This is a genomic window from Kribbella pittospori, from assembly GCF_004331465.1.
Classification (GTDB): Bacteria; Actinomycetota; Actinomycetes; order Propionibacteriales; family Kribbellaceae; genus Kribbella; species Kribbella pittospori.
On the sequence record NZ_SJKB01000039.1, the window covers coordinates 1 to 23,023 of the forward strand.

Here is a 23,023-nt window from a genome sequence, read left to right on the forward strand (position 1 = left end):
GGCTGGAACGACCGATCCCACCCCTTCGCCTGGACCAAGACCGCAGACCAGATCCTTAAGAAGGCCAACCGTCAGAAGACCTCAGACGCGCGGCACTAGGACGAGGAGCACCCGATGACCGAGCTCCCAGTGAGGACGTTCCGTGCCGTCGAACCCATCGCTGACGACACCGTCGTGCCCTACTACTTCAGCGATCGCAAGATCCGAGTCTCGATCGCCCGTGTCGGCGGCCGGCTTTATGCCTTCGATGACCTGTGCACGTGTGGCGATCAGTCATGCCCTCTCTCGGGAGGCCTGCTGACCGGGCGGACGGTCATGTGCCAGTGCCACGGTTCCAGGTACGACGTCACGAACGGTGCCGTGGTCAACGGTCCGGCCGTGAAGCCCCTCAAGGTCTACGAGGTGCAGGACCGCGACAGCGAGATCGCAATCCGCCTGTAGCCGTTCACTTCCGCGGCTTGCGCACGTAGTCGAGAATCCGGAAGGCGGTGGCGGTCGTCAGGCCGTAGACCAGGTGTGCGCTGAGGTCCTTGGCGAGGACACGGCCGTCGTACTTCCAGATCGGTTCGTAGAGCCCGGCAGCGGGCAGCGTCACGTAGCCGCTCGCCCACACACCCGCGCCGAAGAGGGCGCCGTGGCGGACCTTGGGCTCTGGCACGGATCCTGCCAGTACGCCGTACACGGCACCGTTGAGGATCCCGAATCCCCAGTGCATGACGTTGTTGACCAGGGCCGCCCGGCGGTCCGGCAACTCACGACGGAACAGCCCTTCGAAGAGCCGCTTGCCAACCTGGGCAGGTGCAGGCGCCTCATCCCAATTGTGGACGTCGGCCGAGAACTCCCAGCGCGGGAACCCGCTCTTGCCGGCCTCCTTGCGGTACCGGCCGTACAGCAGGACGTCCATGGCAAGTGTGCCGACGGCCGCAGCAGCCGATCCACGGATCACGGCTCCCAGTGGCGTCATCGGCGTGCGGCCCGCCTGCTTCGCGTTACCTTTCAACATCGTCTCTCCCTACTCACAGAGCCCGAGGTCAAAGCGGCTGAATGCCGCGCGGCTCTCTGAGTAACAACGGTGCTCCCGAGGAGCGACCGTCGCACCCGGGGAATCCACGGGTGCTTTCCCCAGTGCAAGCGACGTGGTACGCGTTCGCGACTGCATCGGCGGCAGATCTTCTTCGCCGCCTCGATCAGCGCAGGGTGTCGAGCTTTGTCTGACGCCTGTCAGGCAGGCTGCTGCGCTGTTCAGGTGGTCGAAGGCGGCGGTCAGATCGGCGTCGGCCTCGTCCAGCACGGCGGCCGCGTTCTCGTTCGTCTGCTGATCGAGCCAACCCACGAACCGCGGCAATTCGATCGACGTCATCAACAAGGCCACGGTCGACATCAGGGACCGCAGCTCATGAACCTCGGCGACCAGACATTTCGCGGCCACGTCGTCGGCCGGACGCCGACGCAGAATCTCGACCGCGTGACGCAACGCCGCGCCCGCTTCCTGCAGGGAATCTTCCGCACTGTTCGACACCGGTACGCCTCCTCCCATCGGCTGTTCACCGCGCTGAGATTGAGGCAGCACCGCACCAGACCTACACCATTCCTGGCAAGCACTTGATCCTATCGTGCACGAAACGTGACTATGCCATTTCACGCAGCCGCGCTTTGGCGCCTCTCTCGACGAACAACGGCACAAAGTCCCGGACGGGCACCTCCTCGAACTCGGGACGAGACTGACTCACCGCCTGGGCAACCTGCTCCGCCGGAACCCGCGGAAACTGCTTGGCCAGCCGGTCGATCACCTCGGTGATTGCGCGGTCCTCATCTGACCTGTTCATGCGTCCACGATGGCAACTGAGCCTGGCCCACACAAGACCCATCCAACATTTGATCAACGTTATTGCTGCAAGCAACATCATCGCGCATCCGGGATTGTTGACTGATCGCGTCGTCTGGCACTTCCGGGCGGGGTGCTCCCCCTGCTGCGCCCGAATGTCTGGGACGCGGCGACGGCGAGGGCAGTGGTCGCGGCCGCGCGGATCGCACGGGCTGTCGAGGTGCCGGTGACCGTGGACGCCGAGGCCGGCTACGCCATCGCACATCCTCGCTTCCAGTCGAACGAGTCGCCGCCGTCGACCGGCAGCGACACCCGCGTTGCCCTTGACTCGAAGTCTTTGGCTCGGACGTACGCCGGCGCCTCCGACAGAGTCCCGAGCGGACCCCGGGACATGTGTCGGACAGGCCGGCTCAGGCAGGGCGGGACCGTCGTCGCTCGGCGCAGTTCGTCGTGCAGGTACCTCGCCGACTCAGCGGCTATTGCGACTTCCCGGTTTCTGCCCACCGTTGGAAGAGGTCGATCTGCTCTGGGGGCCAGGAGCCGTCGCAGGGCATCGTGCCTTGGCGGGGGCGCGCGAGGATGGCGTCGGCATGCCGGCTGACGTCGTCGTACGCCCAGAGGTCGAAGAACCTGAGCATCGATTGCCGGTCCTTCTCGCGGAACAGTGGCTTGATATCGGCGTCGAAACCACCTGGATCGTTGGCCATGATTCCTCCGGTGCTCAGCCGACGGGGCACGCGACGACCCTGAATCCCTTGCCAGTAAGATGCTTCGCTCACCGACAGACGGTGATCAACCTCGGGTGGAAATCAGCGGCTACGGGGTCCGAGCAGCCGCACCGCTGTCGAGCTCGAGGCGTGTGGTTAAGGTGCGTGTCCCTCCTCGGACACGCATGCTAACCACACGCGGGTAGGCCTGATGGAAACATCAGCCACCCGCGTTTCGTGGTTGTAGGACACCTCCAGCCTCAAGGCGCCGTCCAACCGAGCCAGATCTCCCCGATCGGCCGGTCCAGCACCGACTTCATAGCGACTAGCCCCTCTGATTGCTGCAGGTGGCTTGCGTGCCGACTCAACCTGCAGATCGTGATGCGGGGCGAGTTCGCCGGAGCATGGCGGTCAGGACCGGGCCATCGACCGACGGCTGCTGTGTACTGATCGGCTCGTAGCCCCAAGATTCGTAGAGCGCCTTGACCTTCCCGTCGCCGTTCAAGGCGTTGACCAGCAACGACACCTGCGCCTCGGGGCGATCGCGGAGAAGTTCGTCGTGGATCAGCAGGGCGATCCCCTGACCCCGCCACGGCTTGCGCAGCATGATCTCTTTCACCGCCACAGTCGGCGTATCCGTGCAGTCGTCGGGCAGCGGAGTGGTCATCCGGCGCCACCAGCGATCGTCGGACGTGAGGCTGTTCGCGTACGCAAACCCGACCGGCTCCCCCGCGTCGTACCCGATGACAACCTCCCACCCGGGATCCGACGCATGCCGCGCAAGCTGCTCCCCGAACCGCTCAACCGAGTAGTGCGGCAGATGCAGCTGATCCGCACGTACGTCGGCGTACACCTCGATCATCGTGCTCCACACATCGTCGATCACGGTGGAGTGGCGCAGCGCAATACCATCAGGGGTCACAGAAGCGTCCTCAACGTCTCGTGCGCGTATCGGTCTCAGGCGGTTGCCACGTCGTTGGCTCGTGCCCTGATCAGCATTCCTGTGCGCAGAGCGAAGCACCGGCCAATCACGTGCTCCCTGCTCGGTCACGTCCACAGTCCCATCCTCCAAAATCAGTTCCATCACTTGGATCGGAAAGGGCGGCAGGGCAGGGGAACCGCGCACCGCCCCGCGCACGCTCCGGGCTCAACCCACCGCCCTGGCCGTGCTCCAAATCTGCCGTCAGCAGCACGTAGGAACCACCGAGACAGCCAGTGACCATTGAACTCAAACCTCCCCGCGCAACGGGGCACCATGGTCCACACGAGCGTCAACGCTGGTGCACATCCCGCCAGGGCCAGCAGCCTGCGCCAGGAGCGACTAGACTGGGCAGCCGAACTGCGCGGCCAGGGATCAACCTGGGCCGAGATCGCCGACGCCTTCGCCGACCGGTACGGCGTGAACCCACGGGTGGCGTTCCGCCTCGCCCACGACTGGAGCCAGCGCGACGCCGCCGACCAATGGAACCAGCACTGGCCCGACGACCCCAAGAGCTCAAGAACTTCTCCTACTGGGAGCAGTGGCCCGCGCCGACCGGCTACGCCCCATCCCTCGATGTTCTCGCCCGCCTGGCCGAGCTCTACCAGTGCTCCGTGGCCGACCTCGTCATTGACCTAACCGACCACTCGAATCTCGACACAGCGCGAGCGACGAGTGGCAACCTCAGCGGCCTGTGGCTCTCCAGGTACAGCTACTTCTCTTCGGGCCGCGACGCCAACATGCAAGGCGAACACACCATCCGCCTCCACCACACCGGCCGCCGGCTCCACGGCACCAGCGATCCCGTCGACGGCGAATCACGACTCACACTCGACCTGTCAGTCAGCGGAGCCATCGCCACGGGAACCTGGAAAGAGCGAACATCACCCCTGGGGTACTACCGCGGCGCCGTCTACCACGGCACCATCCAACTGATCGTCAGCCCCCACGCCCGAGGCATGAGTGGCCGCTGGCTCGGCTTCGGCAAGAACTTCATCGTCAACTCAGGTGAGTGGCACCTGGAGTGGCTGGATGCCTGGTCCTCAGATCTCCGGAACTTCGCCAGATCCGCTGATCAAGGCAACGATCGTCGTACCTCTCGGAAACACGTTGCGAGCTACCTGATCGAACAGCGCGTACATCATCTTCGCTTCGTACACCCAGTTCAACCGCAGACCATGCCGCGCCTCGAAGTCGTCGATGAACTCGTCCAGCTGAGCCGTCCGCTTGGCGTAGCCACCGAGGTGATAGCCACACTCGAGCCGCCACGATCCAGTGCGTGCGCCGTACACCTGCTCTTGCAGCCCAACGATGTCGCCCCTCCAGGAACGCGCCACTTTTCAGAACCGGAACCCCGATCACCAACTGATCCGGTCGCAGAGCTGCAGCCACACCAGCAAGCGTTCCTCCGGTACCAACCGCACAGAACACGACATCAACGGACGCATCCAACTCGGCCGGCAACTCCGCGCAACCGCGGACCGCGTCCGCGTTGCTGCCTCCCTCGGGATCAGATAGAAGTCGCCGAACTCCTCATGTAGCGCCTCGATCACAGCGGCCGAAGTTTTGGCCCGGTACGTCGTGCGGTCCAGGTAAGCGAGCCGCATCCCGCGCGAGACCGCGTACTGAAGTGACGAGTTGAGCGGCAGATGCTCCTCACCGCGGATCACGCCGACCGTGCTGAAACCGAAGTACGGCCCGACCGCAGCAGTAGCCTGGATGTGATTCGAGTACGCCCCACCAAACGTCAGCAGCGTCTCGAATCCCAAGTCCCGAGCAGTCGCGATGTTGTACTTCAACTTCCGCCACTTGTCACCGGGCACCTCCGGATGAATCAGATCATCCCGCTTCACCAGAACCCGAACCCCCGCAGCCCTCAGCCGCTCATCGTCAACCTCAACCACCGGCGACGGCAACCGAAGCCCCGCAAGATCCTCCACACCGCCAGCGTCGCACGAACCGCCCCACCACTCGTCCACGCGCAGACACACAACGCGCCACTCGCACCGCCGCGGTCACCGTCCGAGAAGACATACGCAACGCCGCCACACATCTTGCATTCGAGGCGTGTCAGCGCTCTGCAACGACTATTTCGGCAGGTTCACCAGCCGAACGTTGATCATTTATGGAAGACCTTCGACCCCTGTTCGGGCACGATCTGACCGCACGTCGACACGTCTCTGAGCACTGTGGCGACATCTATCTCGCGGCGAGGTCCGACCAGCGCTCCTGCTCACCTGACCAGATCCGACGTCATCGAAGGTCACCACGAGCGCACACCGAGGTACCACCAGCCGCGTCGCGAGTGGCCGCTCGTCGGTGTCATGGCCGCTGCCACCATTGCCGCCGGCATCCTTCTGAACTGGGCGTCCGCGCAACCCCACGCCAACGCGGCCGCGGAGAGCGAAGGCCCGAACCCGGCCGAGAAGTACGTCCGCTCGACGGCAAGGCCCGGGACTACATCGACAGCCAGAACGACGCCCTCGTCACCTCGGTCCGCGGAACCAGGAAGGCGAGCGACGAGCAGCAGGCCGTCCAGGCACTCCTGAAGACCCTGGGCTGACCCGTCGATCCCGTAGTACCGCGGTACGACGAAGCCGTCAAAGATGGGGCCGCGGTACCAGGGTTCGGCGTCTGCTGATTCCTAGGTTGGTTGGCGAGGAGGCCGGGAGGGCCGGCTCCCGGAGTCGAGGGCGACGCGATGATCGAGGCACGACAGCTCACCAAGCGGTACGGCGATACGACGGCGGTCGACGGTTTGGAGTTCGCCGTACGACCGGGTGCCGTGACGGGGTTCCTCGGGCCGAACGGCGCAGGCAAGTCGACGACGATGCGGATGATCATCGGGCTCGACTCGCCCACCGGCGGCTCGGTCACTGTCAACGGGCAGCAGTACCGCGAGCACACCGCTCCGCTCCAGGAGGTCGGCGCCTTGCTGGAGGCCAAGTCCGTCCATCCGGGCCGGTCGGCCTACAACCACCTACTGGCGCAGGCCCAGACCCACGGCATTCCGAGCCGACGGGTCGACGAGGTGATCGAGCTGACCGGCCTGCAGTCGGTGGCGAAGAAGCGCGCCGGCCAGTTCTCGCTGGGAATGGGACAACGCCTGGGAATCGCCGCTGCCCTGCTCGGTGATCCAGCCACCGTCATGCTCGACGAGCCAGTGAACGGGCTGGATCCGGAAGGCGTGCTGTGGATCCGCAACCTGCTCATCGGCCTCGCCGCGGAGGGACGGACCGTGTTCGTCTCGTCTCACCTGATGAGCGAGATGGCGCTGGTCGCAGACCGGTTGATCATCGTCGGTCGCGGCCGCCTTCTGGCCGACACGACTGTCGACGACCTGGTCCGGCAGTCCGGTGGGGACACCGTTCGGGTGGCGACCGCCGATCCCGCGCGCTTGCGCGATGTGCTGGCCGGACCCGGCGTCGAGGTTCTCGGGCAGGCCGGCGCCGAGGAGCTGGAGATCACCGGCCTGTCGGCCCGCGCGGTCGGTGCCACCGCCGCCGAGCACGGCATCGCGCTGTACGAGCTGACGACCGCGAAGGTTTCGCTGGAGGCTGCGTTCATGGACCTGACCCGCGACGACGTCGTCTACCACGGCACCACCGGCCTCGCGGAGCGTGCGGCATGAGTGTCGTCACCGAACCTCGCCCAGCCGGCGGCGGATCCGCAGCCGCGCCGAAGCCGGACTATCGAGTCACCGGCCGCCGCGTACTGCGCTCGGAGTGGACCAAGCTGTGGTCGTTACGCTCCACCTGGATCACCCTGGGTCTGGGACTCCTGTTCTTGGTTGCCTTTGGCATCATCGCGGCGGCCCGATACCGTTCCAGCCTCAACTCGGGCCGGCAGCTGGACCCGGACTTCGCGGGCGCGACAACGCTCAGCCTGTCGTTGTTCGGGGTTCCACTGTCGCAGCTGGCGCTCGGCGTGCTCGGCGTACTTGTCACCGCAGGCGAGTACTCGACCGGCATGATCCGCTCGACACTCGCCGCCGTACCGCGGCGACTCCCGGTGCTGTGGTCGAAGGCCACCGTGTACGGCGTCGTGGCCCTGGTGCTCGCACTGGTCGGAGGATTCGCGACGTTCCTGGTCGACAGCGGGATCCTGAGCGGCACGCCGGCGGCGTTGACGATCTCCGACTCGGGTGTGGTCCGGAGCCTGCTCGGTGCGACGGTCTACCTCGGTCTGGTCGGGGTGATCGGGGTAGCTCTCGGGGCGATGCTGCGATCGGTTGCCGGCGCGATCTCAGCCTTGGTCGCGACGCTGATGCTGGTGCCAGGGCTCATCTCCTTGCTTCCGACCGCCTGGCACAACGCCATCCAGCCGTACCTGCCCAGCGAGGCCGGCCAGGCCATGTACGCATTGCACCAGGCACCGCACACCCTCGCGCCCGGCTTCGGACTCCTGGTCTTCGCTGCATGGACTGCGATCGCTCTCGCGGGCGCGGCCTGGCGCCTGTCCCGAAGCGACGCCTGATCCCCTCGCGATCGACGGTAACAATGGACAGGTGAGCACACTGACTGGCGGTGGCGCGGTACAGGCGGCGGGCATGCAGACCGCCGCCGACCCCGATCCGTTGTGGCGGCACCCCCTGGTACTCCACTTCGGCCGGATCGGGCGGCGGCTGCGTCGGGCCGACCGCGCTCGGCCGTGGGCCCTCGACACCCTGGTCGTCGTCGGCGCGTTTGTGCTGTTCTGCCTGCCGGACCTGCTGCGCGGTGAGGGACCACATGAACTCGAAGGGGTGTTCAACCAGGTTCCGCTCGGCGCGGTGGTCGCCTTCCAGGCCGGGCTGATACTCCCGCTGCTTCTTCGCCGGCGGGCGCCCATGACGGCGTTCGTCATGACGGCGGCAGTCTTCGCCGCGCAATGGTCACTGCAGGTGTTCCTTCGCGCCGACGTCGCGTTGTTCATCGCGCTCTACAGCCTCACGCTGCACAGCTCGCTACGCCGCTTGCTCTGGGCGTGTGCAATCACGGTCGCGGTGCTGACACTGGCCGTCGTACGGATCTCCGCCGTCGCAGCGGTGCCGGAAATAGCGTTCTTCCTCGTCTGTGCCACCACGGCCGCGATCGCGCTGGGTCTGGTCGTCCGAATCAGGCGCTCGCAACTCGCCGCGTTGCGCGACCGGGCCGCGCAGCTGGAGATCGAGCGGGATCAGCGCAGCATGCTCGCGGTCGCGGACGAACGCGCCCGGGTCGCACGCGAGATGCACGATATTCTCGGGCACAACCTCTCGGTGATCATCAGACTCGCCGACGGCGGAGCGTACGCCGTACGGGTCAACCCCGATCGGTCCGCGCAGGCGCTCACGCTGATCGGAGAGACCGGGCGGGAGGCGCTCAACGATCTCCGGCGGACGCTCAGCGCGCTCCGAGACGACGCTGCCGTACCCGATCTCAGCCCACAGCCAGGTATCGCCGACGTCAACGGCCTCTGCGACCGGTTCCGCGCGGCCGGTCCTCGGGTCAGCTATCGCACCGCGGGCGAGCTCCCGGCCGATCGCGGGCTCCAGCTGGCGACGTACCGGATCGTTCAGGAAGCGCTGACGAACGCGCTCAAGCACGCAGGCCCGGATACCGAAGCGCGGGTCTCACTCGAAGTGGTTCACCAACGACTGCGGATCCAGGTCGAGGACACCGGCCCAGCCGCCGGCTTCGAACCGGCCGCGGACTCCGGCGACGGACAAGGCCTTATCGGCATGCGAGAACGCGCGGCGCTGTACGGCGGAACTGTGACGACCGGGCGCACTCGAAGTGGCGGCTGGACCGTGCAGACCGAACTCGACTTCGCGCCCGCCCAGGAGAGGACGCCATGACGACAGTCCTCATCGTCGACGACCAGCCCTTGCACCGGCTCGGACTACGCATCCTGCTGGAGTCCGTTCCGGACACGCAGGTCGCCGGTGAGGCAGGCAGCGGCTCCGAAGCAGTGCGGCGAACAGCCGAGCTCCACCCTGACGTCGTGCTGATGGACATCAGGATGCCCGGACTGGACGGAATCGAAGCCACCCGCCGAATAGTGGCCACCGGCAACCGATCGCGAGTCCTCGTGCTGACCACATTCGACCTGGACGAGTACGCCCATGCAGCGCTCCGTGCCGGCGCCAGCGGCTTCCTGCTGAAGGATGCCCGGCCCGAGGAACTCCTCGGCGGGATCCGGGCGGTCGCTGCCGGCGACGCAATCATCGCGCCAGGCCTGACTCGCCGACTTCTCGACGCATACGCAGACCACCTGCCGCGCGCAACCCAGGCCGCGGGCGAGGAGAGACTCGAGGCACTCACCGAGCGGGAACGCGAGATCCTGGTCGCCATCGCCCGCGGCTGGACGAACCCGGAGATCGCCGCGCGTCTCCATCTGTCCGAGTCCACTGTGAAGACCCACGTCGGCCGCGTCCTCGCCAAGATCGGCGCCCGCGACCGCATCCAAGCCGTCATCTTCGCCTACGACATCGGGCTGGCCTTCCCCAATCCAGCCTGACCAGGTCACGGTAACTGATTCGCGAGACTGCCGAGGACGCGGTCAGGTGGGGTGACGAAATGTTCCCGCGTCATGCCGACGGGGGCCTGGCACGTCGTGGACTCCCCCAGTGGTCCCACCGTACCGGAGCCGGTCGGGTCGGCGATGTCACGGCCGTCGAGTTTGTGGCCGAAGATCAAGTTCGTGTACGGCGGGTCGCGGCGACCACAGTTGCCGGGTTCGGGGTGTAGCCGGAGAACCAGACGGCCAGGTTCTTGTTGATCGTTCCGGTCTTGCCGGCCAGGTTCCAGCTTCCGAAGCTCAGGTTCCCGCCGGTGCCGCCGGTCTGCATCACCGCGCCCGGAGCAGACCAGCGGGCCGCAGCCATGGGTGGCTCGCCAGGCACTCCGAGCCACCGCTGCATGACCACGCCGAACGCCGTAGCTGATCAGCTCCTCGAGATCAGGTACGGCGTTCTCACGTTCCGGCCGACCGGACGGCGACTCACCCACGCTCGTCCGGACCCTCTCCGCACTGGCGGCCGGTCTCCCAACGCTCAGGAACAAGGAGCCGAGGTTGTCCACGGTGGCCGGCTCAGGACCTGACCTGAGCCACCACTAGCTGCGCCTTTGGGCGACCGGCAGCAGCCGCTTCTCGGACTGCCGGAGATGTTCCCGCATGGCCTCCGCGGCGGCCACTGCGTCCCGCTGCACGATGGCGGTCGCGATGCTCGCATGCTCCGCAATCGTGTCCAGCCCGACCTCGGGCTCGAACCGGAGCCGGTAGAGGTGCCACTGGAGATGCAGTCCGGCCAGAGTCTGCTCGAGGATCGGGTTCCCCGAGTAGCACGCGACCAGCGCGTGGAACTCCGTGTCATGGGCAGCGAATGCCCGGTAATGGCCGTAGGCGTCGCCGATGTCATCGGTCCGCATCAACTCGACCATCTCACGCAGGTTCGCAAGCTCGGTGTCGGTGGCGAGCTTCGCCGCCTTGGCGGCCGCGTGTGGCTCGAGCAGATGCCGAATCTCGAACAGGTGACCGAGCGATGCCAGGTCGAGCAGCGGCGCGACGGCATATCCCGTCAGCGCCCGCTTGCGGACAAGGCCGTCAGACTCCAGCCGGGCCAGCGCCTCGCGCACCGGCGTCGTGGAGATCTCCAGCTGGCGCGCCAGCTCCTCGATGTTGATCCGCTCACCGGGCTCGAGCTGGTTGTCCATCACCAGCTCCTTGATCGTCTCGTACGCGCCGTCGGTAAGGATCTGCCGTGACGGTCTGTGCGTGCGCGACGACGGACGCGAACCCTTGCCAGCGTTTTTCATATCGTATATGTTAACGCACACGGCGGAAGCAGGCGACCCAGACCCGGGTCCCCCAGCCGAAGATGTTCGGACGACCCACCGACGTCACACTTCGCGCGCACCCTCCTCGATCGAGCCCTGCGCGCAACCCTTCTCCACCGAGTGAGGAGAACTACATGCTCATTCCATATAGGATGCATGGAAGCAGCGCCATTGAGCGGACGCAGGGTCATGGTTGACCGCCAGGGCGACAGCGCCGCGGCGGTCGTCCGTGAGAGCAGCCGACGCGTGTCCACGCCGCGAAGCCGCGCTCCGTGGCTCACCCTCAAACGCCGGGAGGCGCTGACCGGGTACGCCGCGATCCTGCCCTGGCTGCTCGGCTTCCTCCTGCTGACCGCGGGCCCGATGGCCTTCTCGGCCTACTTGATGTTCACCCGCTGGGACCTGATCTCCAGCCCGGAGTGGATCGGCTTCGGCAACTTCACCCGGCTCGTGAAGGACGACGTGTTTCGCGAGGTGCTGTGGAACACCGTCCTGTACACGGCGGTGACCGTGCCGCTCCAACTGGTGGTGGCGCTGGCGGTCGCGTTGCTGCTCAACCTCGACATCATCGGCCGCAACATCTACCGAGCCGCGGTGTTCCTGCCGTCGCAGATCCCGTTCGTCGCGACCGCGATCCTGTGGTTCATCATCTACAACCCGAACTCGGGACTGGCCAACGAGCTGCTGGGCAAGGCGGGCATCGGTCCGCTGAACTGGCTCGACAACAGCCACACGGTCAAGCCTGCCCTGATCATCATGGGCGTGTGGGCCTTCGGGAACGCGATGATCATCTTCCTGGCCGGCCTGCAGAACATCCCGCTGCACCTGCACGAGGCCGCCGCCATCGACGGCGCCGGGACGCTGGGCAGGTTCTGGCACATCACGCTGCCGATGCTGTCGCCGACGATCTTCTTCAACCTCATCATCGGCACGATCGGCGCGCTGCAGGTCTTCGTCCCGCCGTACGTGATGACCGCGGGCGGGCCCGGGAACTCCTCGCTGATGGGCGTTCTCTACATCTACCAAATGGGATTCCAGAACTTCTCGATGGGCTACGCGTCGGTGCTCTCGTGGATCTTGTTCCTCGTCATCTTGATCCTGACGCTCGGGCAGTTCCGGCTCGCGAAGCGCTGGGTCTACTACGAAGGAGACGCGTGATGGTGAACGTCGCAAGCCCTGCCCCACCGGACGGCCGCCGGCGCCGGATGCTGATCAAGCTCTCCGGCCGCACCGCGGCGTACGTCGCCCTCACCGTGATCGCGCTCGCCGCTCTCGTCCCGATGGCCTATGCCATCAGTACGTCACTCAAGCCCAGCGGGCAGGAGCTCACGATCCCGATCCGCTGGATCCCCAACCCGGTTGAGTGGGGCAACTACCTGCAGATCTTCCGCGTCGCCCCGCTGCTCACGTTCTTCAAGAACACCATGGTGATCACGCTGGTGACGCTGGTCGGCAACGTCGGGGTCTCAGCGCTCGTCGCCTACGCCTTCGCCCGGTTACGCTTCCCCGGCCGGGACGCGCTGTTCGTGGTGGTGCTCAGCACGATCATGCTGCCGTACATCGTCACGCTGATCCCGCAGTTCGTGCTGTTCCGCAACGTCGGTATGGTCAACACGCTCTGGCCGCTCATCATCCCGTCCCTGTTCGGTCATCCGATCTACATCTTCCTGCTCCGGCAGTTCTTCAAGAGCATCCCGGTCGAGGTCGAGGATGCGGCCCGGCTCGACGGCGCCGGCTTCCTGCGGACCTGGTGGAGCATCGCCCTCCCGCTCGCGCGGCCCGGTCTCGCCACGGTCCTCATCTTGTCGGTGCTGACGCACTGGAACGACTTCATCGCTCCCCTGGTCTACCTGAACACGCAGGACAAATGGACGTTGTCGCTCGCGGTGAACCTGTTCCAGGGCGATTTCCGGATCAACTACAACCTCATGATGGCGTACGCCGCCGTGATGACGGTTCCCGTCGTACTGGTCTTCTTCGCGTTCCAGAAGTACTTCGTTCGCGGCATCACGCTCAGTGCCACGGCCGGTCGCTGACCGCCGGCGCGCACACCTGGCAAGGGAGATGGAACTGATGGAAAGAACACTGACCCGCCGCGGACTGCTCGCCGCCGGAGCGGCTGTGTCCGGCGCCGCTTTGCTCGCCGCCTGCAGCTCCGACGGAGCATCCGGACAGACCAGCGGGGGCAAGCTCCAGGTCACCGTCTGGCTGGGAGCCGAGGAACTGAAGGCGATGCAGCAGTTCCTGAAGAAGTTCGAGACCGCGAACCCGTCGATCCAGGTCGAGCTCGTCAACATCGTGAACGGCGGACCGTACGGCTCGACCAAGCTGCAGCAGATGATCGCCGGCGGTGCTCCCCCGGACGTGATGATGCTGAACTCGGGTCAGTTCGAGTCGTTCGCGTCGCGCAAGGCCCTGCTCCCGCTGGACGATCTCGTCGCCAAGGACAAGGTCGACCTGTCGGCGTACTGGCCGCAGGCGGTTGCCGGCAGCAAGTACGAGGACAAGCTCTACGGGATGCCGAAGGACATGAGCAACGTCATCGTCTTCCTCAACACGACGCTGTTCAAGAAGGCGGGTGTCGCGCTGCCGCCCGCGGACTGGGACTGGGAGCAGTACCGCGCCACCGCCAAGGAACTGACCACGAAGCTGAACACCGGCACGAAGGTCACCAAGTGGGGCACGATCCTCGTGAACGCCGACTGGAACTGGTCGCCGTTCGTCTGGACCAACGGCGGCGAGGTCTACGAGGGCAAGGACTGCAAGCTCACCGACCCGAAGTCCGCTGACGCCCTGGACTACTACTTCGGCCTCAGGGTGAAGGACAACGCCGCTCCGACGCCCGGTGCGCTCGCATCGTTCGGCACGCAGAACGCCGAGAACGCCGCCTTCCTCGGCGGGGCGATCGGGTTCGGCATCTTCGGACCGTGGCTGCGTCCCGGACTGATCGCACAGAAGGGCCTCGACTGGGCCGTGCGGCCGGTGCCCCGTGGTCCGCAAGGCCAGGAACCGGTCATCCCGGTGTTCACCGACATGTGGGGGATCTCGGCGTCGACGAAGCGCCGTGACGAGGCTTGGACGCTGGTCAAGTGGCTGTCGAGCAAGGAAGGTCTGCAGAGCTGGCTCGACATCTACGGCGGTCGTTCCATCACGCCGATGAAGAGCCTCACGTTGAGCAATCAGTGGCTCAACTACGGCGGTGCGCAACACCGTGCCGACAACCAGCTGATCCTCGACCAGCTCACGGAGTCCAACCGTAAGCCCGCGGTGGCGTTCGCCAACGGCGCCGAGGCACAGACGCTGTGGAACAACGAGTTCAAGGTGGCGATCGTCGGCCAGGAGTCCACCCAGCAGGCCGTCGACAAGGTCTGCACCGGACTGACGACGATCCTCGGGCGGGAGCGATGAGCGAGGCGCCGGCCCGGGCAACGGAACGGGTACGGCTCGGTCGTACCGGCGTTGAGGTCACCCGGCTCGGACTCGGCACGGCTCCGCTCGGAGGCTGGCCGGAACCGACCGACCCAGCTGTCGCGGACGCCACCATCCAGGCCGCCTGGGACGCCGGAATCCGGTTCTTCGACACCGCTCCCCTGTACGGCCACGGCCTCTCGGAGACCTGGCTGGGACAGAAGCTGTCGAAGCTCCCACGCGATGAGTTCGCGGTCGCGACCAAGGTCGGTCGACTGCTGCGAGAGGTCGAGCCGGAAGAACCGTCGCTCTTCCACGGCACTCCGCCGGTCAACCCGATCTATGACTTCAGCTACGACGGCACGGTCCGGTCGTACGAGGAAAGTCTCGACCGGCTCGGCCTGGACAGCGTCGACATCGCCCACATCCACGACCCCGACGACCACTACGACGAAGCCCTCGACGGAGCGCGCCGGGCCTTGCGGGACCTCAAAGCCGCCGGCCGGATCCGCGCCGTCAGCGCCGGCATGAACCAGGCAGAGATGCTCACCGACTTCGCGCGCACCGGCGACTTCGACTGCTTCCTGCTGGCCGGCCGGTACACGCTGCTGGAGCAGGGCGCACTCGACAACCTGCTGCCGGAGTGCCTCGACCGCGGGATCTCGGTGATCACCGGCGGTGTCTTCAACAGCGGCGTACTCATCGACCCCGACCAGCAGGCCTACTACAACTACTCCGACGCCGCTGCGGAGATCGTCGAGCGCGCACGGCGCATCGGCGCGGTCTGCGCGCGGCACGACGTACCGGTCAAGGCGGCTGCCCTGCAGTTCCCGCTCGGCCATCCCGCGGTCGCGTGCGTCCTCACCGGTGCCCGCACACCGGCCGAACTCGAGGAGAACGTGGCTCTGTTCGACCTGCCCATTCCACCGGCGCTGTGGGACGACCTGAAGCGAGAGCAGCTGCTCCGCGACGACGCGCCCGTACCTGAGGAGATCTGAATGAGCTTGCCCATGACAACGACCCATCCGCTGCAGGCCCTGCAGGCCGGTCATCTGCTCCGCCCGGTCCGGGCCAGCTCGCGCCGCTCGAGCTCGTGGGACCGGACCGGCGCGAACCACGACTGGGTCTCGGTCGGCGCCGGCGAGACCGTCACGCTCCTGGAGCACGACGGCCCGGGCTGCATCACCCATTTCTACGCCGCGATGATCATGCCGCGGATCACCGACTACCGCGACGCGATCGTCCGGTGCTACTGGGAGGGTTCGAGCGTCCCGTCGGTCGAGGTCCCGCTCGGCGACTTCTTCGGACTCTCGCACGCCCGGATCCGGCAGTTCTCCAGCCAGATGATGGCGGTCAACCCGGGCTACGGCCCGTCGCACGGCCTCAACTGCTACTTCCCGATGCCGTTCGCCGAGCACGCCCTGATCACCTTGGAGAACAGGGGCACCGAGACCCTCGGGGGTCCGCACGGCGCCTTGTGGTTCCACGTCGACTACGACGTGTACGCCGAGCCGCTGCCGGACGAGACGCTGCACTTCCACGCCCAGTTCCGGCAGGAGCTCACCACCGAGGCGATCGGTGACACCCCGAACCAGACGCTCCACGACGCGGTCAACCTCACCGGCGAGCACAACTACGTCGCGCTCGAGACGGAGGGCCGGGGCCACATGGTCGGCCTCCACCTCCAGGTGCACAACAAGGGTGGCGGCTGGTACGGCGAGGGCGACGACATGGTGTTCATCGACGACGCCACGTGGCCGCCCAGCATCCACGGCACCGGGACGGAGGAGATCTTCGGCGGCGGTGCGTGCCCGAACGTCGAGTACGCGTCGGCGTACACCGGTTTCCACATGATCGAGTCGCCCGACTTCTCGGGACTGACCGGGATGTACCGCTGGTACGTGCACGATCCGCTCCGGTTCGAGCGCAACATCCGGTGGACGATCGAGCACGGGCATGCCAACAACTTCGCCAACGGCTACGCCTCGGTGGCGTACTGGTACCAGGACCCGATCGCGACCCGCCAACCCACACTGCCGTCGCGGGCGGATCTCCTGCCACCGCTCGACGATCGCCACCAAGATCTGTACGAGCGGATGATCGCGACGGCCAGGCGTGCGCGCGAGAACGGAGACTCGTTGGGCCTGCTGCGCTTCGACGAACTCGGTTCTGCGTTCTACCGCGGTGAGTGGGACAAGACGGAACACCTTCTGGGGACCTTCGCGTGACGACCCGGCGTCCGCTGCGAGAAGTCCTCGCGGATCCCACCACCAGGCTGACCGCGACCTTCCTGCTGATTCCGCGGCTGGAACTCGTGGAACTCCTGGCGAACGCGGGCTTCGACGCCGTCGTGATCGACCTCGAGCACGGACCGGTCGCGGTCGCCGAGCTCCCAGGACTGGTGGCGGCCGGGCACGGTGCCGGCGTCTACGTCCTGGCCAGGTTGGGCGAACGGACACCCGCCACGATCGGCGGCGTACTCGACAGCGGTGTGGACGGAGTGGTCCTGCCACACGTCGACAGCGCCGACGACGCCCGGGACGCGGTCGACTCCGCCCGCTTCCCGCCGGAGGGGTCCCGCAGCCTCAATCCCTACGTCCGTGCGGCGGGCTACGACGCGGCCGAGTCCTTCCTCACGACGGCCAACGCCGGCGTCGCTGTTCTCGTCATGGTGGAAGGCAAGGACGGTCTCGCCGCCCTCGACGACATCGCGTCCGTCGCCGGTGTCGACGCGGTCTTCGTCGGTCCCGTGGATCTGTCGGCCTCGCTCGGGCTCCCGGGCGAGCCCGAGCATCCTGTCGTACTCGAGACGGTCCGTGACCTGATGGAACGGCTCGCGCTGGCCGGCGTCGGGACAGGCATCTACTGCCCGACGCCGGACGCCGCCGCACGCTGGCAGCGGGCAGGTGCCCGGCTGGCAACGCTGTCCGCCGACATCGCGATGGCCAGTGCCGGCTTCCGCCGCACTGTGGAAGAGCTTCACGACCTGAACACGGAGGGCCGATCACGATGAAAATCGTCGAGGTGGAGTCGTTTGTCCTGCACGCGCCGATCCCACGGCGGGTGACCGATGCGTTCAACCAGGCTGACAACTGGGGTCTTCCGGGCGTCCGCATCCGGACCGACGAGGGCCTGGAGGGAACGGGCTACACGAGCACGCTGACCCACGGCGACTTCGCGATCAAGGACATCCTGGACCGGATCTACGCGCCGCTGCTGCTCGGGGAGGATCCGCTGGACACCCAGCGGCACTGGGACCGGCTCTACTGGTCCGACGCGCACTGGGTCGGCCGGCTCGGTATCACGCACATGGCGTTGGCGGCAGTGGACATCGCGCTGTGGGACCTCAAGGCGAAGCACTGCGGACTGCCGTTGTGGCGGCTCGCCGGCGGTCACAAGCAGGGACAGGTGCGCTCGTACAACACCGACGGTGGCTGGCTGAACTTCGAGGTCCCACGACTGATCGACGAGATGTCGAGGATCGTCGAGCAGGGCTGGTCCGGCGTCAAAATGAAGATCGGCAAGGAAGATCCGCGCGAGGACCTGCGCCGGGTCGCCGCGGTACGCGACGCACTCGGACCGGACATCGACCTGATGATCGACGTGAACCAGCGCTGGAACCGGACGCGGGCGGTGGCCTGGGCGGAACGGTTCGCCGAGTTCGACATCGGCTGGCTCGAAGAGCCGATCGACCCCGACGACGTCGAAGGGCACGCCCGGATCGCGGACGCGACCAGCATCCCGATCGCGGTCGGCGAACACGTCTACACCCGGACGGCGTTCCGGGACCTGATCGTGCGCGGGAACATCGGTGTGGTCCAGGTGGACGCCACCCGGGTCGGCGGCATCACCGAGTGGCTCGCAGTCGCCGACCTGGCCAACTCGTACCACGTCCCCGTCATTCCACACCACGCCGACATGATGCGGGTGCACCAGCACCTCGGAGTCGCTCATCCCGGTGCTCCGATGATCGAGTGCATTCCCTGGCTGCAGGAGTTGTTCCACGAGCCGGCCGACATCCGGGCCGGCGTCTTCCACGTCTCGGAGACACCCGGCGCGTCGACCACCTTCACCGACGAAGCCTTCGCGCAGTACCGGGTGGCGTGACATGGACGCGAAGCTCGTGGCGAAGCTCGGTCGCGAGATCTACCTGGCCGAGCAGGAGGCGGTCCCGTTCGAGCCGTTGACAGAGCGGCATCCGGATCTGGATCCGTCCGCGGCGTACGCCGTACAGGAAGAGTACGTGCGGCTGCGCACGGAACACGGCGCCCGGCTCGTCGGCCGGAAGATCGGCTGCACCAGCAAGGCGATCCAGGGCCTGTTCGGTATCGACACCCCCGACTACGGCCACCTGTTCGACGACATGGTCGTACCCGCCGGGGGCACGATCGCCACCTCGGATCTGATCGCGCCGATGGTGGAGCCGGAGATCACGTTCGTACTCGGTCACGACCTGCGCGGGCCGAACGTCACGACCGAGGACGTGCTGAACGCGACAGTCACCGTGCTGCCCTCGTTGGAGATCATCGACAGCAGGATCCGCGACTGGCGGATCGTGTTCGCCGACACGGTCGCCGACAACGGCAGCAGCTCCCGGTGCGTGTTCGGACCCGAGACGAAGTACGACGCCGGGCTCGATCTGATCGCCGAGCGGGTCCGGCTGCTCCGCGACGGCGAGGAGTTCGACACCGGAAGCGGCACCGACGTACTCGGGCATCCGGCGACTGCGGTCGCCTGGCTGGCCAACGCGATCGCCGAGTACGGCGGGGCACTCCGGGCGGGCGATTACGTGATGTCCGGCTCCATGACTCGCGCCGCTCCGGTGCGGCCCGGCGAGACCTACGTCGCCGAGTTCGACACGTTGGGCAGCGTGTCCTGTCTCTTCACCTGAAAGGAATGGCATGTCGAGCGTTCTCACGCACGAGCGGATGGAGCAGACCATCCGTACCTACTTCGACGCCTGCAACGAGGCCGACGCCGCGAAGATCCAGGCCTGCTTCGCCGACGACGGAGTTCACTACTTCCCACCGGGCATGTACGGCGGACCCTTCGTCGGCGCCGAAGCGATCGCCACGGCCTGGGTCAAGGCGGTCGAGACAGTCGGCTCGGTCTGGACCGTCGACCAGGTCGTCACCGATCCCGCCTCAGCGCGCGCAGTCATCGAGTGGACCCACTTCAAGACCTATCAGCACAAGGTGCTGCGCGGCGACGAGTGGTACATCTTCGACGACGAGAGCGGGCTGATCCGCGAGATCCGCGCGTACTACGCCTCGCCACAGGACAGTGATCTCGAACAGCTCGAACTCGGTGGCTTCGACTACGCCCAGCGCGGCTATCCGATGCAGTCGCCGATCACGCGGGAGCATCCGGCATGATCGAGCGCGGCTGGCAGCAGTCGCGCGGCTGGGGGTGGGTGTGGGGCGCCGACGACGAGATCGGCGCCCTCAACACCATCGATGCCGCATCACGCCTGGCCGCCTTGCAGTCCGTCACGACAGGGACCGCGTACGATCTCGGCGTCCTCGTCGATCGAACGTCGTTCCTCGCCGGCCCTCACGTCGGTACCGAAGTCGTCGCCTTCCGCACGCCACACGGGCTCACGGTGGATACCGGGACCGAGCTCGGCTCCCCCGGCGTCAGCTTCAACACGTCGCTCGTCGTCGTCTCGGACCACGCGGGGACGCAGATCGACGGGCTCTGCCACGCCACGCTCGGCCCCGACCACCACTGGTACAACGGCGCAACCGCGGAGGCGCACGGCCAGGACTTCGGGCCGCGGAGATCGGCAGCACACACGTTCCCGCCGATCATCGCGCCCGGGGTTCTGATCGATGTGGCCGCGGCCGCGGGAGTGGACGAGCTTCCCGCGCGTCATCCGATCACTCCGACCGATCTGCAGGACGCACTGCGCCGGCAGGACGCCGAGATACGCCCTGGAGACGTCGTGCTCATCCGCACCGGCGCGATGCGGCACTGGGGCGAGGTTGGCGCGGACCACCCGGCACTCACCGGCCCGGACACCGCCGGTCTGACCCTCGAGAGCGCACGCTGGCTCGTAGAGGAGTGCGGGGCAATGCTCGTCGGCAGCGACACGTCCACCGTCGAGGTGATGCCGCCTGTCGACGGCGACAACCAGTCGCCGGTGCACGCGTACCTGCTGGTCGAACAAGGGGTGCCGATGGGCGAACTGCATTACCTGGAGGATCTCGCAGCAAGTCGGACCTACCGCTTCTGCTACATCGCCCTGGTCCCCAAACTCCGCGGCATCACAGCCGGCTTCGCCCTCCGCCCGGTGGCACTCGCGTAGACACACAAGTCTGAGATGACGTGGTTTGGCCGATCCAGTGCGACGGAGGTCGTGTCCAGGCCGTTCTGCTGTTGGACGGGCCGAATCTCGTCCTGGTCGTAGGTTGGGGGGACTGCGACTACTGCCATGATCGTGTGCAGTGTTCTTGCTCATGATTCGTTCTCCATGCTGTTCAGAGCGTGGCGGCGGCGGTAGATCCACACCCCGGTGAGCGCCAGGCAGGCGCCGCCGAGCGCGGAGGCGCCCGCCTGCATGGTCTCGGCTCCGGTGTCGTCTGACGGACCGAGCGCCGCCTGCACGGGAGGCTCCGGCACGGGGACCGCGTCGCCGGAAGGGTGGTAGGCCCAGTGGCAGTCCGGCGGGCCGTAGGTAACGGCCGGGGCCGGCAACGTGCCGTTCTCAGCAGGGTGGGTTGCCGCTGCGTTGGTCGCGCCAAGGGTGACAGCGATTAGTCCGAGTGCGGTCGCTGCGATGGCTGTGCGTGCGTGGTTCATGGCTCGCCTCCTGGACGATGGTCCGGTTCGGATCCCGGATTCGTTTCGACGCTAGGTCGGCGGCCGGCGGGCTGGAATACGCGCAGTCGCGTATGGCACCCGGCGCGGCGGCGGCGTAGCGTCGCCAGTGGGAGGGAGTCATGGCAGACGGCATCAGCGGGCGGGATCTGAACGCGATGCGCGACCTGCTCGCCTTGAAGGTGGACGATCCCGGCCCCGGGTTGCCGTGGGAGTTGATGGAGTGCCTGTGCGACCTGTTCCACAGCGACTCCATGAAGCTGTCCCGTGCCCGGCCCGCTCAGGAGGAGTTCGTGCTCGAACAAGCCCTTGGCGAGACCCGGTTCGTGGAGATCGGCAACGACCCTCCGGACCCGCACTACTGGGAGCTCGACAAGACGTCCGACGCCTGTAACTACGGGCAGCGCACCGGTGACATCGTCAACGTGACCAAGCTGAGTGACTTCGTCTCCGACCGCCAGTGGCGGGCGAGCCCGATGGGCATCGACTACGGCGGCGGGCGGACGCGGGCGCTGATGGTCTACCTGCCCGACGAACCCGGACTCAGTACCCGGCTGTATCTGTGGCGCGGCCCTGGACGGGACTTTGATGAGCGGGATCGGCTGGTGCTCACGTTGCTGCGGCCGCATCTGATCGCGGCGTACCGGAGCGCGGAGCGTCGCCGTCGAGCGCCCTCGGCACTCACCCCGCGCCAGCTCGAGCTGCTCCAATACGTTGCCCAGGGCTACACCAACACGCAGATCGCCCGGCGGATGGAGTTGTCAGAGGGAACCGTACGTACGCACCTGAACCACATCTACGAGCGACTCGGTGTCACCAGCCGCACCGCAGCCGTGACGACCATGAGCACCGCCGGTTTGGAATAGCTCCGGCGGTTTCAGGTGCGGGGTTGGTTGGACTTCGGAAGCGCGCTCGCCACGAGATGATAGGAGTCAGTCACGAGCTGCTTCACCAGCTTCTCGTCGACGGTGCCCCCGCCTTCCACCGTGATCCAGTGCTTCTTGTTCATGTGATACCCGGGGGTGATGTCTGCGTACTGCTCACGGAGGGCCGCGGCGTGGTCCGGATCAGCTTTCAGGATCACGATGGGGCGCCCCGGCAGGTCGGTCATGAGCATGAAGACCTTGCCGCCCACCTTGTAAACATCCCAGTCGGGGTCGAGACGATGCTCCAGGTCGGCGCCGGGCAGATCCACAGTGAAGTCGCCCGCGATCTTCTGCAGCTCTTGTGCGTCCAAGGTGCTCCACTCCTCTTTCGATTCGAGTGCCCTGACCGCACGGCCACACCCAAGGTGATGTCGCGCGGGAGGTCTCGGGCGGGAAACTGAAGTGGCCAAGCTCGGCAGGGCCAAGGGAACTCGAGCGTCTGTGCTCCACCCGTTAGTGGTCAGCTGATATGGAGTGAGTTCTTGTCAAGTGGCAGGGTGAGGCGCCCGTCCCGGTTGCCGGGGCGGGCGCCTCGTGGCTTGGTCGGGGTTTTGGTCGGT

General features: G+C 66.6%; 27 protein-coding genes. 16 read left to right on the top strand and 11 right to left on the bottom strand.

Going from position 1 to position 23,023, the window contains the following annotated elements; genetic code table 11:
• The first annotated feature begins 114 nt into the window (after window positions 1-114).
• The gene (locus tag E0H73_RS44925) at window positions 115-441 is read left to right on the top strand and encodes a Rieske (2Fe-2S) protein (RefSeq protein WP_131367362.1); all 327 of its coding nucleotides are present in this window, start codon (window positions 115-117) and stop codon (window positions 439-441) included.
• Window positions 442-445: 4 nt separating this feature from the next.
• Here E0H73_RS44925 and E0H73_RS44930 read toward each other — a convergent pair whose 3' ends face one another.
• From E0H73_RS44930 to E0H73_RS48210, 7 genes are all read right to left on the bottom strand, one after another.
• Entirely contained in the window at window positions 446-1,003 is a 558-nt protein-coding gene (locus tag E0H73_RS44930; RefSeq protein WP_131367364.1) for a DUF1440 domain-containing protein, read from the bottom strand.
• A 9-nt stretch (window positions 1,004-1,012) separates the two neighbouring features.
• Window positions 1,013-1,519 carry a hypothetical protein gene (locus E0H73_RS44935; protein WP_131367366.1) on the bottom strand — a complete coding sequence of 169 codons (507 nt, stop codon included), beginning with the start codon at window positions 1,517-1,519 and terminating at the stop codon, window positions 1,013-1,015.
• A 109-nt stretch (window positions 1,520-1,628) separates the two neighbouring features.
• Complete coding sequence (locus E0H73_RS44940; protein WP_131367368.1) at window positions 1,629-1,826, bottom strand: three-helix bundle dimerization domain-containing protein; 198 nt, start codon at window positions 1,824-1,826, stop codon at window positions 1,629-1,631.
• A 475-nt stretch (window positions 1,827-2,301) separates the two neighbouring features.
• Window positions 2,302-2,532 carry a hypothetical protein gene (locus tag E0H73_RS44945; RefSeq protein ID WP_131367370.1) on the bottom strand — a complete coding sequence of 77 codons (231 nt, stop codon included), beginning with the start codon at window positions 2,530-2,532 and terminating at the stop codon, window positions 2,302-2,304.
• A gap of 364 nt (window positions 2,533-2,896) precedes the next feature.
• Window positions 2,897-3,454 carry a GNAT family N-acetyltransferase gene (locus E0H73_RS44950; protein WP_131367372.1) on the bottom strand — a complete coding sequence of 186 codons (558 nt, stop codon included), beginning with the start codon at window positions 3,452-3,454 and terminating at the stop codon, window positions 2,897-2,899.
• 1,100 nt (window positions 3,455-4,554) lie between these two features.
• Entirely contained in the window at window positions 4,555-4,848 is a 294-nt protein-coding gene (locus E0H73_RS47800; protein ID WP_238164692.1) for a hypothetical protein, read from the bottom strand.
• A 21-nt stretch (window positions 4,849-4,869) separates the two neighbouring features.
• Entirely contained in the window at window positions 4,870-5,451 is a 582-nt protein-coding gene (locus E0H73_RS48210; protein WP_272949208.1) for a 1-aminocyclopropane-1-carboxylate deaminase/D-cysteine desulfhydrase, read from the bottom strand.
• A 761-nt stretch (window positions 5,452-6,212) separates the two neighbouring features.
• Here E0H73_RS48210 and E0H73_RS44965 point away from each other — a divergent pair.
• Genes E0H73_RS44965 through E0H73_RS44980 form a run of 4 tightly spaced genes read left to right on the top strand, consistent with a single transcriptional unit; the run spans window position 6,213 to window position 9,991 of the window.
• Window positions 6,213-7,142, top strand: a complete 930-nt coding sequence (locus E0H73_RS44965) for an ABC transporter ATP-binding protein (RefSeq protein ID WP_131367375.1) — start codon at window positions 6,213-6,215, stop codon at window positions 7,140-7,142.
• Complete coding sequence (locus E0H73_RS44970) at window positions 7,139-7,987, top strand: ABC transporter permease (RefSeq protein ID WP_131367377.1); 849 nt, start codon at window positions 7,139-7,141, stop codon at window positions 7,985-7,987. Before E0H73_RS44965 ends, E0H73_RS44970 begins: the two co-directional genes overlap by 4 nt.
• Before the next feature lie 31 nt (window positions 7,988-8,018).
• Complete coding sequence (locus E0H73_RS44975) at window positions 8,019-9,329, top strand: sensor histidine kinase (RefSeq protein WP_202867924.1); 1,311 nt, start codon at window positions 8,019-8,021, stop codon at window positions 9,327-9,329.
• Window positions 9,326-9,991 (top strand): response regulator, encoded by a 666-nt coding sequence (locus tag E0H73_RS44980; RefSeq protein WP_131367379.1) that lies wholly within the window; start codon window positions 9,326-9,328, stop codon window positions 9,989-9,991. Before E0H73_RS44975 ends, E0H73_RS44980 begins: the two co-directional genes overlap by 4 nt.
• A gap of 175 nt (window positions 9,992-10,166) precedes the next feature.
• Here the strand turns inward: E0H73_RS44980 and E0H73_RS44985 are convergent, their stop codons facing one another.
• Entirely contained in the window at window positions 10,167-10,358 is a 192-nt protein-coding gene (locus tag E0H73_RS44985) for a hypothetical protein (RefSeq protein WP_131367381.1), read from the bottom strand.
• Window positions 10,359-10,587: 229 nt separating this feature from the next.
• Window positions 10,588-11,289: a GntR family transcriptional regulator gene (locus E0H73_RS44990; protein ID WP_131367383.1), complete on the bottom strand. Its 702-nt coding sequence runs from the start codon at window positions 11,287-11,289 to the stop codon at window positions 10,588-10,590.
• A 210-nt stretch (window positions 11,290-11,499) separates the two neighbouring features.
• Here E0H73_RS44990 and E0H73_RS44995 point away from each other — a divergent pair, with 210 nt between their 5' ends.
• Genes E0H73_RS44995 through E0H73_RS45040 form a run of 10 tightly spaced genes read left to right on the top strand, consistent with a single transcriptional unit; the run spans window position 11,500 to window position 21,025 of the window.
• Window positions 11,500-12,468 (top strand): carbohydrate ABC transporter permease, encoded by a 969-nt coding sequence (locus E0H73_RS44995; RefSeq protein ID WP_131367384.1) that lies wholly within the window; start codon window positions 11,500-11,502, stop codon window positions 12,466-12,468.
• The gene (locus E0H73_RS45000; RefSeq protein ID WP_131367386.1) at window positions 12,468-13,346 is read left to right on the top strand and encodes a carbohydrate ABC transporter permease; all 879 of its coding nucleotides are present in this window, start codon (window positions 12,468-12,470) and stop codon (window positions 13,344-13,346) included. Before E0H73_RS44995 ends, E0H73_RS45000 begins: the two co-directional genes overlap by 1 nt.
• A gap of 37 nt (window positions 13,347-13,383) precedes the next feature.
• Window positions 13,384-14,718 carry an ABC transporter substrate-binding protein gene (locus tag E0H73_RS45005; RefSeq protein ID WP_165556169.1) on the top strand — a complete coding sequence of 445 codons (1,335 nt, stop codon included), beginning with the start codon at window positions 13,384-13,386 and terminating at the stop codon, window positions 14,716-14,718.
• The gene (locus E0H73_RS45010) at window positions 14,715-15,716 is read left to right on the top strand and encodes an aldo/keto reductase (protein ID WP_131367389.1); all 1,002 of its coding nucleotides are present in this window, start codon (window positions 14,715-14,717) and stop codon (window positions 15,714-15,716) included. The genes E0H73_RS45005 and E0H73_RS45010 overlap by 4 nt, the downstream gene beginning before the upstream one ends.
• Entirely contained in the window at window positions 15,717-16,946 is a 1,230-nt protein-coding gene (locus tag E0H73_RS45015) for a glycoside hydrolase family 172 protein (protein ID WP_131367391.1), read from the top strand.
• Window positions 16,943-17,731 carry an HpcH/HpaI aldolase family protein gene (locus E0H73_RS45020; RefSeq protein WP_165556170.1) on the top strand — a complete coding sequence of 263 codons (789 nt, stop codon included), beginning with the start codon at window positions 16,943-16,945 and terminating at the stop codon, window positions 17,729-17,731. The genes E0H73_RS45015 and E0H73_RS45020 overlap by 4 nt, the downstream gene beginning before the upstream one ends.
• Entirely contained in the window at window positions 17,728-18,825 is a 1,098-nt protein-coding gene (locus tag E0H73_RS45025; protein WP_131367394.1) for a mandelate racemase/muconate lactonizing enzyme family protein, read from the top strand. Before E0H73_RS45020 ends, E0H73_RS45025 begins: the two co-directional genes overlap by 4 nt.
• A 1-nt stretch (window position 18,826) precedes the next feature.
• Window positions 18,827-19,609 carry a 2-keto-4-pentenoate hydratase gene (locus E0H73_RS45030; protein ID WP_131367395.1) on the top strand — a complete coding sequence of 261 codons (783 nt, stop codon included), beginning with the start codon at window positions 18,827-18,829 and terminating at the stop codon, window positions 19,607-19,609.
• A gap of 10 nt (window positions 19,610-19,619) precedes the next feature.
• Window positions 19,620-20,093 carry a nuclear transport factor 2 family protein gene (locus tag E0H73_RS45035; protein ID WP_131367397.1) on the top strand — a complete coding sequence of 158 codons (474 nt, stop codon included), beginning with the start codon at window positions 19,620-19,622 and terminating at the stop codon, window positions 20,091-20,093.
• Window positions 20,090-21,025, top strand: a complete 936-nt coding sequence (locus tag E0H73_RS45040) for a cyclase family protein (RefSeq protein ID WP_131367398.1) — start codon at window positions 20,090-20,092, stop codon at window positions 21,023-21,025. The genes E0H73_RS45035 and E0H73_RS45040 overlap by 4 nt, the downstream gene beginning before the upstream one ends.
• Window positions 21,026-21,174: 149 nt before the next feature.
• Here the strand turns inward: E0H73_RS45040 and E0H73_RS45045 are convergent, their stop codons facing one another.
• Window positions 21,175-21,519, bottom strand: coding sequence for an LPXTG cell wall anchor domain-containing protein (locus E0H73_RS45045; RefSeq protein ID WP_131367400.1), 345 nt, complete (start codon window positions 21,517-21,519; stop codon window positions 21,175-21,177).
• A gap of 140 nt (window positions 21,520-21,659) precedes the next feature.
• Here E0H73_RS45045 and E0H73_RS46920 point away from each other — a divergent pair, with 140 nt between their 5' ends.
• Window positions 21,660-22,403, top strand: coding sequence for a helix-turn-helix transcriptional regulator (locus tag E0H73_RS46920; RefSeq protein ID WP_202867925.1), 744 nt, complete (start codon window positions 21,660-21,662; stop codon window positions 22,401-22,403).
• 11 nt (window positions 22,404-22,414) lie between these two features.
• Here E0H73_RS46920 and E0H73_RS45055 read toward each other — a convergent pair whose 3' ends face one another.
• Window positions 22,415-22,774, bottom strand: a complete 360-nt coding sequence (locus tag E0H73_RS45055) for an MmcQ/YjbR family DNA-binding protein (RefSeq protein ID WP_131367402.1) — start codon at window positions 22,772-22,774, stop codon at window positions 22,415-22,417.
• Window positions 22,775-23,023 lie beyond the last annotated feature (249 nt).